At 43.0% G+C, this 13,927-nt stretch carries 13 protein-coding genes; 10 read left to right on the plus strand and 3 right to left on the minus strand.

Translation table 11 applies throughout. The annotated features are described in order from the left end of the window. Nucleotides 1–122 precede the first annotated feature (122 nt). On the plus strand, nucleotides 123–1,505 hold the full coding sequence (locus tag AOU00_RS18270) for a helix-turn-helix domain-containing protein (RefSeq protein WP_069291275.1): 1,383 nt from the start codon (nucleotides 123–125) through the stop codon (nucleotides 1,503–1,505). Nucleotides 1,506–1,728: 223 nt separating this feature from the next. After that, nucleotides 1,729–1,998 carry an aspartyl-phosphate phosphatase Spo0E family protein gene (locus tag AOU00_RS18275; RefSeq protein WP_155765247.1) on the plus strand — a complete coding sequence of 90 codons (270 nt, stop codon included), beginning with the start codon at nucleotides 1,729–1,731 and terminating at the stop codon, nucleotides 1,996–1,998. Nucleotides 1,999–2,179: 181 nt separating this feature from the next. Here AOU00_RS18275 and AOU00_RS18280 read toward each other — a convergent pair whose 3' ends face one another. Next, entirely contained in the window at nucleotides 2,180–3,406 is a 1,227-nt protein-coding gene (locus AOU00_RS18280; protein WP_069291276.1) for an acyltransferase, read from the minus strand. A gap of 218 nt (nucleotides 3,407–3,624) precedes the next feature. Between AOU00_RS18280 and AOU00_RS18285 the strand changes: the two genes are divergently transcribed. The 4 genes from AOU00_RS18285 to hcp all read left to right on the plus strand — a co-directional run bounded on the left by AOU00_RS18285 (nucleotide 3,625) and on the right by hcp (nucleotide 9,357). Then, nucleotides 3,625–4,632, plus strand: coding sequence for a substrate-binding domain-containing protein (locus AOU00_RS18285; RefSeq protein WP_069291277.1), 1,008 nt, complete (start codon nucleotides 3,625–3,627; stop codon nucleotides 4,630–4,632). A gap of 34 nt (nucleotides 4,633–4,666) precedes the next feature. After that, on the plus strand, nucleotides 4,667–6,667 hold the full coding sequence (locus AOU00_RS18290) for a cache domain-containing sensor histidine kinase (RefSeq protein WP_069291278.1): 2,001 nt from the start codon (nucleotides 4,667–4,669) through the stop codon (nucleotides 6,665–6,667). After that, complete coding sequence (locus tag AOU00_RS18295) at nucleotides 6,618–7,919, plus strand: response regulator (protein ID WP_069291279.1); 1,302 nt, start codon at nucleotides 6,618–6,620, stop codon at nucleotides 7,917–7,919. The genes AOU00_RS18290 and AOU00_RS18295 overlap by 50 nt, the downstream gene beginning before the upstream one ends. A gap of 145 nt (nucleotides 7,920–8,064) precedes the next feature. Beyond that, complete coding sequence (gene hcp, locus AOU00_RS18300) at nucleotides 8,065–9,357, plus strand: hydroxylamine reductase (RefSeq protein ID WP_028543172.1); 1,293 nt, start codon at nucleotides 8,065–8,067, stop codon at nucleotides 9,355–9,357. 41 nt (nucleotides 9,358–9,398) lie between these two features. Here the strand turns inward: hcp and AOU00_RS18305 are convergent, their stop codons facing one another. Next, complete coding sequence (locus AOU00_RS18305; protein ID WP_069291280.1) at nucleotides 9,399–9,746, minus strand: helix-turn-helix domain-containing protein; 348 nt, start codon at nucleotides 9,744–9,746, stop codon at nucleotides 9,399–9,401. Nucleotides 9,747–10,101: 355 nt separating this feature from the next. Between AOU00_RS18305 and AOU00_RS18310 the strand changes: the two genes are divergently transcribed. The 4 genes from AOU00_RS18310 to AOU00_RS18325 all read left to right on the plus strand — a co-directional run bounded on the left by AOU00_RS18310 (nucleotide 10,102) and on the right by AOU00_RS18325 (nucleotide 13,387). After that, nucleotides 10,102–10,644 (plus strand): hypothetical protein, encoded by a 543-nt coding sequence (locus AOU00_RS18310; RefSeq protein ID WP_069291281.1) that lies wholly within the window; start codon nucleotides 10,102–10,104, stop codon nucleotides 10,642–10,644. A 76-nt stretch (nucleotides 10,645–10,720) separates the two neighbouring features. After that, nucleotides 10,721–11,047, plus strand: a complete 327-nt coding sequence (locus tag AOU00_RS18315) for a nucleoside triphosphate pyrophosphohydrolase (protein WP_069292084.1) — start codon at nucleotides 10,721–10,723, stop codon at nucleotides 11,045–11,047. A gap of 319 nt (nucleotides 11,048–11,366) precedes the next feature. Continuing rightward, nucleotides 11,367–12,167, plus strand: coding sequence for a hypothetical protein (locus AOU00_RS18320; RefSeq protein WP_069291282.1), 801 nt, complete (start codon nucleotides 11,367–11,369; stop codon nucleotides 12,165–12,167). A gap of 161 nt (nucleotides 12,168–12,328) precedes the next feature. Continuing rightward, nucleotides 12,329–13,387, plus strand: coding sequence for a hypothetical protein (locus AOU00_RS18325; protein ID WP_237166205.1), 1,059 nt, complete (start codon nucleotides 12,329–12,331; stop codon nucleotides 13,385–13,387). A gap of 176 nt (nucleotides 13,388–13,563) precedes the next feature. Here the strand turns inward: AOU00_RS18325 and AOU00_RS18330 are convergent, their stop codons facing one another. Further along, on the minus strand, nucleotides 13,564–13,851 hold the full coding sequence (locus tag AOU00_RS18330; RefSeq protein ID WP_069291284.1) for a DUF6809 family protein: 288 nt from the start codon (nucleotides 13,849–13,851) through the stop codon (nucleotides 13,564–13,566). Nucleotides 13,852–13,927 lie beyond the last annotated feature (76 nt).

The raw sequence follows: 13,927 nt of genomic DNA on the forward strand, positions 1-13,927 counted from the left end.
TGGTATTATCGTGAAGGAAAATCAATAATTATACTATTAGTTTCCAAACTATATTGTTTATTGAAATTGAAATTGAAATTGAAATTGAAATTTTATGAAAATGCTGAAAGGGTGGTTTATCCATGGAAATCACACCTACGATACAGGCAGAAATTCAAACCTATTTGAAACGAAAAGGCTTAACGATGACCAAGTTTGGTCACACGATTGATTTGAATGTAGGTACAGTTAGTAGCATTGTGACCGGTAACCGATCTATTTCTGTTCACCAACTGGATAGCATTACTGCGGGAATGAATTTACCATCGGATTATTTTTACGAACGTTATATTGAAGAATGTATTGAAGAATCTCCGCTCAACTGGAAAAAAATCAGCCCTTTCTTATACCGATGTATTGAGCTAGGACGACTGGACTGCTTGCAGCGAGTTGTAATTCTGTTATTGGATAACCCTAATTATCCGCCATCGCTCTTTGAAGTTGCCGAAAATGTATACAAAGACGGTTACAATGAAGCAGCGGCTTACCTTTACAAAAAAGTGGCTGAAAGTGAGAAGCAGCAGCATTCAGAGCGATTGGCGATCTGCCAGTATCGTTTGTTCCAAATCAATATTGGACAAGATAGAGCTATAAATCTTCAAGCTGCCATTGAATTTGCCCCTTTTGTTGATCGTTTAGACGAGATAGAGCAATTAGATGCATTAAAAGATTTGGCGAACGTGTACAGATCATTAAGTATGTGGGACAAGGTGTATGAATTTGCACATCAAATGGGTCAAATGGGAAAGATCCAATATAATTTGGTTCATAACTCTAAGCGAAAAGGAACAGAGCCACGAAAAAAGCTAAGCAGGCCACTGTTTGTATACATAGTTTACTCCGAATTGCTGTGTGCTAATGCTTGCGATGCAAAAGGAGATCATGAACAGGCATTAGAACACATTCGCGGTTATGCTGATCTAAGTTGGGTAAAGGAGAAGGACCCTGATTCACTTTATTGGAAGAAGCAATATCTACAATGGGCAAAAATTAATACTTACGTCAACAGGCTTATGTCCGGGGATATAAGTGTTTTGCCGGATTACGTAGAACATATGGCTGCCGAAAATGAGATTTTTGCCGAGCTACTGAACGTCCTTGAAGTAGCTAATCGATACAATGTAGATGTGGACCATATCTTACAGCGCTTTGAACCCCAAATTGCAGCTCATCAGGAACCGTTGTCTTCTGACATGTATACACAACAGGTTTTACCAGAAGAATACGTAAGGTTCTGGTACAAGTTAGCCAAGTATAACCTGAATAAAGGTAGATATTCATATGGTTTCAAATGTTTAATAGATGCTTTTGAAAAAGCTGTTACTCTTAAACATGCACTTCTTATTGCTAATTGCGTTGGTTTGTTTGAGCGTTTTAGAGCATATGCCGAACCTGAAATACTAGCTCGGTACAACATGTGGGAAAGAAATGATCGAAAAGACGGATTTGCAATTTGTAGCGACTAATTTCTACTTGTATTTGCACTACCAGTTCCAACTGGAATCCCAAGCTCTAACACAATCCAAGTTCAAGGACATGTTGGTACAGCTTAAACAATTTTATTTTTTTATGGGCCAGCTTATCGCTGGTCTATTTTTTTGTATTATTTTGTAATTTTTTAGTTCAAAAAAGATCATGACGTATTTGTACATCCCTCCTTAAAATGAGATTCATTAGGAGGTATGCAGGATGAACAGGTATGAAACGGTAACGTTAATTCAACAGATGGAACACGCCAGACAACATTTGCATGATCTTTACGAAGAGTATGGCTTCGGACATGCTTGTGTACTTGAGCAGTCTATGCTTTTGGATGAACTGATTAATCAGTACAACCGTATGTATCAGACCAGAAAGCAGCCTCACCATGTTTTGGATCAGAACATTAACAACGACGATGTTATGTTCAGTACATCCTCCCCTTTCTCTTTATGCAAAACTGTGGCTTCTCCCACGTAACGTTTATTATTATTCTATATAATGACTTATTTTAAAATAAAATACATATTCATGTCATAAAATGTTAATCACTTTTTTGAGGGGACGGCATACTAAGGCACAGAAAAGCAGAGCTCAATAAGTGAGCCCTGTCAAAGTTCATTGGAATCATAACCCCATGCTGAAACACAGACGCATAAGATTAGCCAAGCTCCTGCGTGCTTTTGGAAGCACGTTTGGAGGAAAAGAACTGGAAACGAAACGAATGCCAGTTCAACCGCTGTCTGCCTTTGGAACCAACAATCCAGTTGCCGCCGGGCAGATGGGCAAAAAGCCAGCTGATGCCCAGAGAAACACTTGCCACGACGATAAACGTAATGAGCGTAGCTGTAAAATGATGATCGCCCAGTGCAAGCGAGCGGGTGTAGTAGGATATGAAGGCCAGCACGAGCGCATGGGCCAGATATCCTCCAAAAGAATAACGCCCGATCCAGTTCAACATACGGCGAAACGGCTCGGATCGTGTATCTTTTTGCAAATGGAGCAGCAGTCCGTACAATAAAAGCAGCTGCGAGACAATGAGCACAAAGGTGCTTGGCTTCAAATAGGTGGAAATATTAAGATTGATCGTATCGCCCGACTGGATCAGCATCGTGTGACCCATGAGCATGAACAAACCAATAAACACAAATACATTCCACGGCAACGTCTGTTTGGCCAGTCCACGCCACGTGTCTGTCATGTAAGCACATACTGCGCCCAGCATAAAATAGAAAAAGTACATGACAAAGTTATAGGTGCGATAATCCAGCAGAGTCTGCCAAAAGGACGGCAACCCAGTGCTCCATGCAGACATGTCATAGTAGGACCATTGTAACAGCAAAGCATAAGCTGTAGCGGCAATCAGCATAATAGCCACAACAAGCTGTTTGCGTCTTTTCGTGCTGTAACGACGTAGAAACGCTTGAACCTGCCCGGCTGCTTTTGCAAATAAAGGAAACAAAATATAAAACTGAAAGATCATCACTACAAACCATAGATGATATCCGCTGACCGGGATGATCATTTCCTCGAACATACCTTTGTAAAAATAAATATTTCCCCACTGCGACGTTGACCAGTTTTGAGTACATACCCAATAAATAACAGTCCAGCAAAGGAAAGGAACATAAATATCTCGAAACCGCCTGCCAATATAGCGAGGATAGCCAATCGGTTTGTTGCCGTTATAAAATAGCAGCGCCGCAGACAGGAAAACGAACGTCGGTGTGCCAAAACGTGTCAAATGATACAGCATCGCGAGCATAACAGAATCTGGCTGTTGGATGTCGCTGCGATAAATATATTCGCCAATGCAATGCTGAAGCACGACAGCGAGGTAGGCAAGGCCCCGTAGTTCTGTCCACTCCGCGATACGCGGCTTACTCATCCATATCACTCCTTTTCCGCAAGATACGCACATGTTTTTCCTAGCACAATTGTAGGTATTGTAACGTAGAAACATTAGTGCAGGATTAACGCCACCTGAAAGTAAGAAGAGTGAAGTAGTTCCAATTTAATATGATTGCGTTTACAATCTAAGTAAAACCAGAATAAATTAAAGTGAATTTATAACTTAAGGATACACACAGGAAGAGGAGAGGAAGGATGAAAAAAACGCTGCTGGTATATATGCTGTTGATTGCGGCCTTTGCTCTCTATGTGTTCAGGTATGAACAATCTGGCCCGTTGAATGGCACTTGGGAGGATAAAGGGCTGCGAGGCAGTATCGGAGAGACCTATATAATGATTACGTTCCAGTCCGGTTTGGAGTATTGGAAAAGCGGGCTCAAGGGCTTCGAGGATGCGGGTGATGCTTTAGGGGTGACTGTGGAGTATCGGGGAGCTACCCGTTATGATGCGCAGGAGCAGACAACTGTTATTGAGCAAGCAATTGCTCGTAAACCCGCAGGGATTGCGATTTCCGCGATTGATCCTCACTCCCTGATTCCGGTGATTAATAAGGCGCTGGATGCGGGCATTCCTGTGGTATTGTTTGATGCCGAAGCGCCGGGGAGCCGGGCGTATTCCTTTTTGGGCACGGATAATTATAAGGCGGGCGTGACCGCTGCGGATAAAATGGCAGAGCTGTTGGGACGAGAAGGTCAGGTTGCTGTTCTGACGCTGCCTGGACAGCAAAATCATGAGGAACGCTCGCGTGGCTTTCGCGATACCATTCAACGGCAGTATCCTGCGATGAAGGTGGTGGAAGTCGCAGATGGCCGCGCAGACGCGATGGTCTCCCGGGATGAGTCGCAAAGGCTGATGAAAGCTTATCCGAAACTGGCGGGCATTTTTGTGACCGATGCAACGGGAGGAACAGGTGTGGGTGAAGCGGTACTGAGCCAAAAAAACAGCCATCCGCTGAAAATCATTTCTTTTGATACGAATAAAGCGACACTGGATATGATTCGTGGTGGGACAATCTCGGCAACGATTGCCCAGGGAACATGGAATATGGGTTATTGGTCGCTTCAATATTTGTTCCATCTGCATCATCATTTGACGATTCCTGCACCTTCTTCCACTGGAGACAACACGCCGTTGCCCGTGCGGGTAGATACTGGGATTTCCGTGGTCACCCGGGCGAATGTAGATGATTATTATGCGAAATAAATTGTGGGAGCGTATCCAATTAGGGGTGCGCCAAATGATGCCGCGGTTACGCTTTCGCAATATGCCTTTACGTTATCAGCTCATGCTGCTGTTCCTGTTGTTTGGCATTGTGCCTTCGCTGGGATTAGGTCTGCTGGTCAATTGGACGGTGGAACGGATTATTGAGCGGCAGGTGGAAGACCATACGATGCAATTGATTGGCAAGGTGAACGAAGCGCTGGATACCAAAATGGAAAATTTGCAAAACATGACGTATCTGATTGCTTTTAACCCCGATATCGGGGAGTTCTGGAAAGGGAAGACGCTGGCTGACGGACACGCGGGTCATGTAAGTATCGTAACGCCGGAAAACCAGGGTGAGCGGGCACAGAACTCGGTGCAAAATCAGGCTCTCAGCTCCAAGCAGGCATTAAGTTCTGTACAGGAGCAGGATACACTATATGAAATGAAGCAATTTTTGCAGGGCTATACTACGTTATATCCTGAAATTGCAGGGATTCTGATCGTAAACGAAAAAGGCGACTATATAAGCAACGAAATGTACGCTCGAAGCACGCGTAGCCTGACGGAAGAAGGCTGGTACCAACAGGCGGCGCAGCATGCAGGCATATTCACTGTGCTAGGACAGCCGAGCCACCGTAATGTGACCACTCATGTCCGGTACAAGGACAGTGAAATTGTCTCCGTCGTTCGTTCGGTTACAGATCCGGAAACCGGACGCGTGCTAGGCGCGATTATGATTGACCTCAAGCTGCGGGCTGTATCGCAGGCTGCCAGAGATGTAACCCTGGGCAAAAGCGGGTATTTAATGGTGACAGATGCTGAAGGGCGCAGCGTGTACAGGCCGGATATGCCTTTGATTGAGCGTATCCCGCCGCAATGGTTCGGGGCAGGTGACAGCGGGATGTTTACCCGTGAAGCTGGAGGCAGGGAATTGCTGTTTATGTTCAGGGCTTCCGAATTCACGGGCTGGAGAACAGTGGGGGTATTCCCGGCACGCGAATCTACACTGGAAGTGCGGCAAATTCAGTTCTATGTCATCTGTTTTGTTTTCATTGTATGTCTGTTTGGCTTAACGGCATCCTTGCGATTATCGAGTTCCATAGCACAGCCGATTTTCCGGCTGATGTCCTATATGCGAACGGCAGAGACAGGGGATCTTACAGTTCGCCAATGGAGTGACCGTGGGGATGAAGTTGGAATGCTGGGGCGGAGCTTTAACCGAATGCTGGAGCAAATTCGCCGTCTCATGTCACTTAGCGAACTGAGGGAACGGCAAAAACGGGATGCCGAGCTGCGCAGCCTTCAGGAGCATATTAAGCCTCATTTTCTATACAATACGCTAGATACGATTCATTGGATGGCCCGAAAAAATGGAGCAGACGACGTGTCCGATATGGTGGGAGCGCTATCGAGATTGTTCCGTCTCGGGCTGAGCAAGGGGGATGACTTTATTCCACTGCGCTCCGAGATTGAGCATATATCTAGCTATATGCAAATCCAGCAAACCCGCTATCGTGACCGACTTCGCTGGGAATTGAATCTACCTGACGAGCTAAAGGATCTGTTCGTGTTGAAGTTAATGCTTCAGCCTGTAGTGGAAAACGCGATTTATCACGGCATCAAGGCCAGGCGTGGTCCAGGCACGATTTGGATAGAAGCTAAAGCTGAGGGCGACAAGCTGCTGCTGACGGTACGTGACGATGGCGCCGGGATGACGGCGGACCGTCTGCGTGAATTGCGTGAATGGCTGGAAATACCCCTGGAGGCGATGGAAGTAAAGCAGAAGCAAAAGGGAGTTAGTACCCATGGCAGAAGCTATGGCATGCTGAATGTACAAGCGCGTATCCGGTTATCTTTTGGCGAGGAATATGGAATTGTACTGGAGAGCAAAGAAGGGACAGGTACCTGCGTGACGATCACTCATCCGTTGCTGCTGGATATGGCGCAACTGAAGAAGCCTTATGAAAAAGGAGAGGGTCAGGATGACGAAATCAAAGGCCACACACAACTCGACAACGGCGAGTCTGATTGACCAGGCCATAACAGAAGTGACCATAGGCACAGCAAAACGTTACCAAGTATTGATCGCAGATGATGAGCCGATCATTCGTGAGGGGATACGAGATTGCATAGATTGGACGGCACTGGGCATGGAGGTGGCAGCAGAGGCGGAGGACGGAGAAGAAGCGCTGGAGCTGGTGGGTCAGCTTCATATCGACATCGTGCTGGTCGATATGAATATGCCGTTCATGGACGGGATTGAACTGATTCGGCGGCTGCGGGAAGAGCGTCCAGAATGCCGCTGTCTGATCATTTCCGGGCATGATGAATTTGCTTATGCGCAGGAGGCTGTCCGACTTGGCGTAGAGGATTATATTTTGAAGCCGGTAAATGCGGATCAGCTTCATGCTGCACTGTTGCGGCTTCGTCAGCGAATGGACGAAGAGCATAAGCGTGCCGCCTATGTAGAACAAGCCGCCGGACAGATTGAACGGAATATTCCGCTGCTGCGCCAGCGTTTTTGCCTGGAATGGATGGAAGGGCAACACACGGGAAAAGACATCATGGAACAGTTGGCGTTTTTACGGCTTCCATCGCGACCGCCTGCTCAGATCGGTGTGGTACGGTGGCCTGCGGCAGAGGCACGGCAGACGATTATGCGTGAGAATGACCGTCAGTTGTTTCTTTTTGCCGCTGAAAATATTATTGGCGAACTGCTGGAGGACCGACCGCATGTGTTGTTCCGCGATGCGAACGGGCTGATCGGCATATGTCTGTGGCAGGAGGCACCCGAGACGATAGGCGCTTCCATGGAACAGGCGATTGGACGCTACTTGAATATAGCGGTTCATACGCATGTGGAGTCCAACGCGGGTGGACTAGAAGGTGCAATTGACGCGTACCGGGTGAGTCGGGATCGAGTGTATGGCGAATCGCAGCTGTCTCCCATTGTACGTCGGGCCCGGCAGCTCATTCAGGAAGATTACGCCGATCGGGAACTGACGTTGGAAGCCCTTGCTTCGCGGCTACAAGTATCCGCCGTATATCTCAGCCGCGTGCTCAAAAAGGAGCTCAACGACAGCTTCGTGACCCTCGTCACGCGTGCCCGTATCCGTAAAGCAGTGCAGCTGTTGGATTCCACGACGTTGTCTATCTATGATATAGCAGAACGTACGGGTTACGACAGTCAGCACTATTTCAGCACCGCTTTTAAAAAGACTATGGGCGTGTCCCCTGTGCAGTACCGTAAAGGCGGGGGAATTCAAGAAAACACGGTGGAGTAGGAAGGATTGAAATGGGGGATGAGTCCCACACTGTCTAATAATAAACTGTAAGAAAAAATGTGTGTGTAATCACACCTACGCATTCAGGGGTTTGTTACGCTGGGGATAACGAACAAATATCTATAAATATTTGGAGGAAAACGATATGTTTTGTTATCAGTGTGAACAGACGCCGAGTGGCGGGTGTAAAGTAGTTGGGGTGTGCGGGAAGGATGAGACGATAGCGAGCTTGCAGGATACGATGATTTTTGCATTAAAAGGGATTGCTGCCTATGCGACACATGCTCGCCAGTTGGGCTATACCGATCCTGAGGTAGATCGCATCACGCATGAAGCGTTATATATGACCTTAACCAATTCTAACTTTAATGTACAAGAACATTTGGAGATGGCGATGAAGGTCGGAAATGCGGCTGTACGGATCATGGATGTGCTGGATCGTGCGCATACGGATCGTTTTGGCATTCCGCAGCCGATTACAGTCAGCCAGAATAAAATCGAAGGCCAATGCATCGTCGTGACCGGGCATAATCTGTATGCGCTGGAGGAATTACTGCGCCAGACGGAGGGTAAGGGCATCAACATCTATACCCACTCAGAAATGCTGCCTGCTCACGGTTATCCAGCATTGAAGAAATATGCACATCTCAAAGGGAATATCGGTAAGGCCTGGTACGATCAACGCAGACTGTTCGAAGAGTTCCCGGGCGCAATTCTGGCTACGACGAACTGTGTAATGCCGATTAAAGGCACGTATGCAGACCGCTTCTTCTCTTATGAAGTAGCCGGGCTGGAGGGAGTAGCCAAGATCATGGACGACGATTTCTCTCCATTGATCGAGCGCGCGTTGGCTCTGCCAGCCGCAGATGTAGATTCAGAGCAGGTGCTTACAACTGGATATCATCACGAGACGGTTATCGGGCTGGCTCCTGAGATTATTCAGGCGGTTAAAGACGGGCATATCCGTCGTTTCTTTGTCATTGCAGGCTGCGACGCACCAGGCAAAGGCGGCAACTATTATCGCGAGCTGGCTACATCCTTGCCGAACGATACGGTCATTCTGACCACATCCTGTGGTAAATTCCGCTTCAATGACGTGGATTATGGAACCGTTGGAGATACAGGAATTCCGCGTTATATTGATTTGGGGCAATGCAACAATTCGGGTTCTACTGTGAAAATCGCTCTGGCATTGGCGGATGCTTTCGGTTGTACGGTGAACGAACTGCCTGTCAGCATTGTGTTGTCCTGGTTTGAGCAAAAAGCCGTTGCCATCCTGCTGGGCTTGTTCAGCCTTGGCATCCAGGATATTCGCATTGGGCCGAAGCCGCCTGAGTTTATTTCTTCTGGTGTACTGGATGTGCTAGTGGAGATGTTTGGCTTGAAGCTGATTACAACAGCAGAGGAAGATATGAAAGCGATGTTGGCATTGTCGTAAGAGATTGGTGGGGAACTGCAAAGTGCAGTTCCTTTTTTGTTTCATCGTTCATCGATTCTTATAAAGATGTCCGTAAGAATCTTTAGTGCCAGTTCAGTATCTTTGGATTCACGAGTTCTTAGGAGAGTTAAAATGGTTTTTATACTCGAATCTTCTTCGGTAAGCTCATCATTTTCCTTCACATATGTAAGCAACTGATAGACGCCCACGTTCAATGCCTTCGCTATTTTCTCCAGATTTTTCAGTGATATATTTCTCTCCGCACGCTCAATGAAACCAATATAACTCGAATTGAATCCTGCTTTTTCGGCTAAAGCTTCTTGGGAAAGCCCTTTAGACTTTCGAATATCTCGAATACGTGTACCGACTAATTCCAAAAGTTCTGACATGAATACACCTCTCTATAGTAAGAATTTCACAAAATTCGATTCCAATCGCTCCAAAATGTAATATATAGACGAACTAGATCATCTCAATCTATATATTATTAATTGGAAGTCGCTTATTGGATTTTGCAAAATCCTCTAGTTAGAAGTGTAGAGAAAGAGTTACATCTAATTAATAAGTGTTAGTAAGTAAATTGAATTAAAAACTACTATATAGTAATATTTATTATGAAGCTTGTCCGGTAGCTAGAAAATTATACATCTTGATGGTTACATAATTGTGCTACGTTGCTCACATTTGTTTCAGGATTTTGCAAAACCCTCATTTATGAAATTTTAATTCAGGAGTTGATTCCCCTTGAAACATTACTCCTTAAGTCCCCAACTACATAGTGATTTCAATTTCAAACTGACTAAGTACAGTGACACCTACATATTCAATTGCATGATGGATTTTCAAAAGCTTGCCGAATACCAGATCAAGCTTGCACAGATGATGCGCGACCATCATCAGTTTCAAAACTGCCTCATTCTTTGTGATCAAGCGATGTTTTCTATGGCTAAGGCCATTTATGTTCATCGAAACCAAATCATACCATTGTATATTCGTCTATCCGTCACCGACCTGTTCCCGTTAATTCACACAGATGCTGAGCCTAATTTAGATATGGTGCTGTTTATCGGTACGGTACATTATCTGGTTTCGGGAGAAGATGATGTATCTAAAGAGCCGATGAAGCTGGGGGAAGTAGACAAGTTGCTTTATAAAACGGACTCTATTCTAGAGTCTCTGTCACAGCGGATCGTAGCTGATCCGTCTAAGCGGTATCCGTCTATTTATAAAGGAAATCCATTTAATGAGTCGTTAGATCTTTTATCAATAATACCCGATTCTTTTTGAGCCAATGATATAATGACGAAAAGGAAGATGTTGGATGCAGGCTAACGCTTCCACATCAGAAAGGGTGTTATTTCATATGCCTACATACAACAAACTGGTGCGGGATCGGATTCCGCATATTATTATGTCTCAGGGCAAGGAATGTCGGACACGCATTTTGGATCCTGAGGAATATAAGCAGGAGCTGAGAACGAAGCTTCGTGAAGAAGCAGAGGAATACTTTGAAGCGGACAAAGATCAGGATGCGCTGGAAGAGCTGGCGGATATACTGGAAGTCATCCGAGCGCTGGCAGAAGTACATGGGGCGAATGCAGAAGAGCTGGACAAGCTGCGGGCAGACAAAGCCGAGGCACGGGGCGGATTTCAGGAACGGGTGTTTTTAATTGATGTGGATGAAGCTTAATGTCAAGTGGTACACATGGAATAAACCTATTTTCTTATATATTATGTATAGTTAACGTTTGATGATTCTTATGTACATGCCATTGATGAGATGTTCGTCTGAATCAATTTTTCAAAAAATCTTCTGTTGTGAAGGCAGTTTTTTTTGTTTTTAACTATAGTTAGCAGTCGTAATATTCTTCCATTTGATGATACAATATAAACATGATTCAAAAGGACTATTTCAAATACGATGATTCGTTTAATTTATTATTTTCCTTGTTTTCACGAAGTTCATAAATAAGACGTTATCTAACATTTCACAATATGAGGAGAGAGAAATGAATTTCATCAAAGATTTTTTGAATTCCTACTTTATATCTCCAGTAGTAGATCAACAAAATATTTTCTACTTGTTTAGCACCGCTGCCCAAACGATTGCTGCACTTATTGCATTAATACTAGCGGGATATGCATTAATCTATCAGGCAATGGATAGTATTGAAAATAAAGATGAGAGCAAGATAGAGGTAAACCATCAGTTGAAAGTTGAATATTATAGTAAAATACTCAGCCTTTCTTGGTTAACTGGTATTACACTGCTTTTATGTTTTATTGTACTTTGGATAAATGGATTTAAAGATTTTTTTATAAGAAAACCGTATTTAATTACAGTAACTTTTGCAATGATTTTAATAACAATTTTTCAAGCGATCAAATTTGTAATTCAAATGATAGATCCAAATAAATTGAAAAAAGCTGCTGAACAAATACTTCAGGAAGATTATAAAAAGCCGATAGAACCGGTTGATGAAAATAAATTTGCCTCTGAATTTATTAAATTAGAAAGAAAAACAAAAGATACATTTGCAAAATACCAAGCATATTTAATTCCGATTAAACTTAAGAATTCACAGAGAGATTATATACCTTTGAGAGAAGTGGTTGAGACGTTTCACAAAAATGGACTTCTTAATCATGATGAATATGAAAGATTTATAGAAGTTATCAAGTATAGAAACTTAGTATTTCATGGACATCTTGATACGGTAGATAAATCAAAAGTTGATGAAACAGTAAAATTAAATGATGTTGTCAACCAGATAGAAGATAAAATTGAGAGTCGATTCAAAGGAGAATGAACCGTCAGATAACAATATATTCACGCGTTAGGCATACGCCCTTGGTCCGGCAAGAAGAATTTTAGAGAAGTAGGAAGCTGTCGGACACACTTGGCATTCGCCAAGCGTCGTGAATACAGGAATGTTATAGGAAATCAGCAAAAATAGATTCTGTCTAATTCGTGATTGAAATTAAAGGAGAATTTATCTTTATGAAACAGTGCTCTTATTGCGGTATGCAAGCTACAAGCTTTACAAAAGAACATATTATTCCTTCGGGTCTGTTAGAAATGTATCCAGATCAGGATGTAACTTTTAATACTACAACTACAAAAAGTAGAATGTATAAAGATAATCAAGGACAGTCCATTAAAGATGTATGTGCTAACTGTAATAATAATTTGCTTGGTAAATTGGATGCTTATGGAGTGAGATTGATTCGGCAATATTTCTTATCGAAATATGCTGAGAATTCAAGTATTAATATGGAATATGATTATCATCTTCTTCAACGATGGTTATTGAAAATAATTTATAATTCAATTCGAAGTGCTGGAATTGAAAGTAATTGGTTTAATGATGAAATTCAATATATTATTACAGACGATATCCAAGACAGGGTACCTCCAGTTTCGATATTTGGAGGCATTCATGTTGATATGACAGCTTTCGGTGAAGATAAGGCATTACTTACAAGCCCAATTAGTTCTTATAAGCCACTTTATGTTCTTCATTCTCCTTCAATATTAATCAATGGTATTCAATTTAATAGAAAACGTGGAAAATCCATTGCTCAGGATAAAATGAAAATTCGTCGTGCAGATCATATTATCACTATAAGATTTGGGTCTGCTATGTTTTTAGTTATTTTATGGAATAAAGAAATATTTCCGAGTGCAATTGAAAAGTTTAATGCTGAATTTGAAGCCAACTATCCATATACATTGATTAAGCCGGATCAAACTAATGTTGTCTTACAGAGGGCTATTGATAGCGTTAGTTGTTTGCAACCAGGAATAATTCAAAGTAAGAGGGCAATGATTGAAGCAGATGAAGATATTAGAATGGTACTAGGTGGAAGACGCATATCTGAGACACAAGAAGAATGGAATAAGAGTTGGTCACAAGAAGATCAGGAAAAAGGTAGAGTTTTAATTGATAGCTTGCTTTTTCCTGATAACAAAAGTGCACAAAAAAAATACGAAGAGTATTTTGGTAGTGAAAAAGTTGAACAAAAATAATTAAATGAATTTGAGAGATTAAGGTTGTAAGAGTATTTCAATGAAGTTGCCGACATCATATAACAGAATATTCACGCTGCGGACATTCGTTCTGGGTCCAGCATACGCTGGGTCGTGAATACAGGAACGTTATACGACAGAATTAAAAACAATAGGAAAGAGGATCATGTGATCCTCTAGATGTTAGAATTTTTCAATTCACTAAAGAGTTGTAGAGCGTCTTTGAAACCTTGTATGTAGATGCTTCTTTCTAAGATGGATTGGAGAGAAATTTGAGCATCTTCGTACAGAAAAGCCGTATGTTGAAGTTGATCGGGTAACGCTTCGCGAAGCGTTCTAAAGTATCGATCTGTCTCCGAAGAAAGCTGATTGTACTCCGTATGGTATTCCAGAAGCTCAGCAAAGAGTAATTCTAAACGTATTCTTATAAGTGGCTCTGTCAATGATTCTAATGCATTAATCATATGTTGTTCCTCCTTTTATTAACTTCATAGAGTTATTATATAACTTTATAGAGTTAATTACAAGGTGAATATTTGA

The organism is Paenibacillus polymyxa, assembly GCF_001719045.1.
Taxonomy (GTDB): domain Bacteria; phylum Bacillota; class Bacilli; order Paenibacillales; family Paenibacillaceae; genus Paenibacillus; species Paenibacillus polymyxa_B.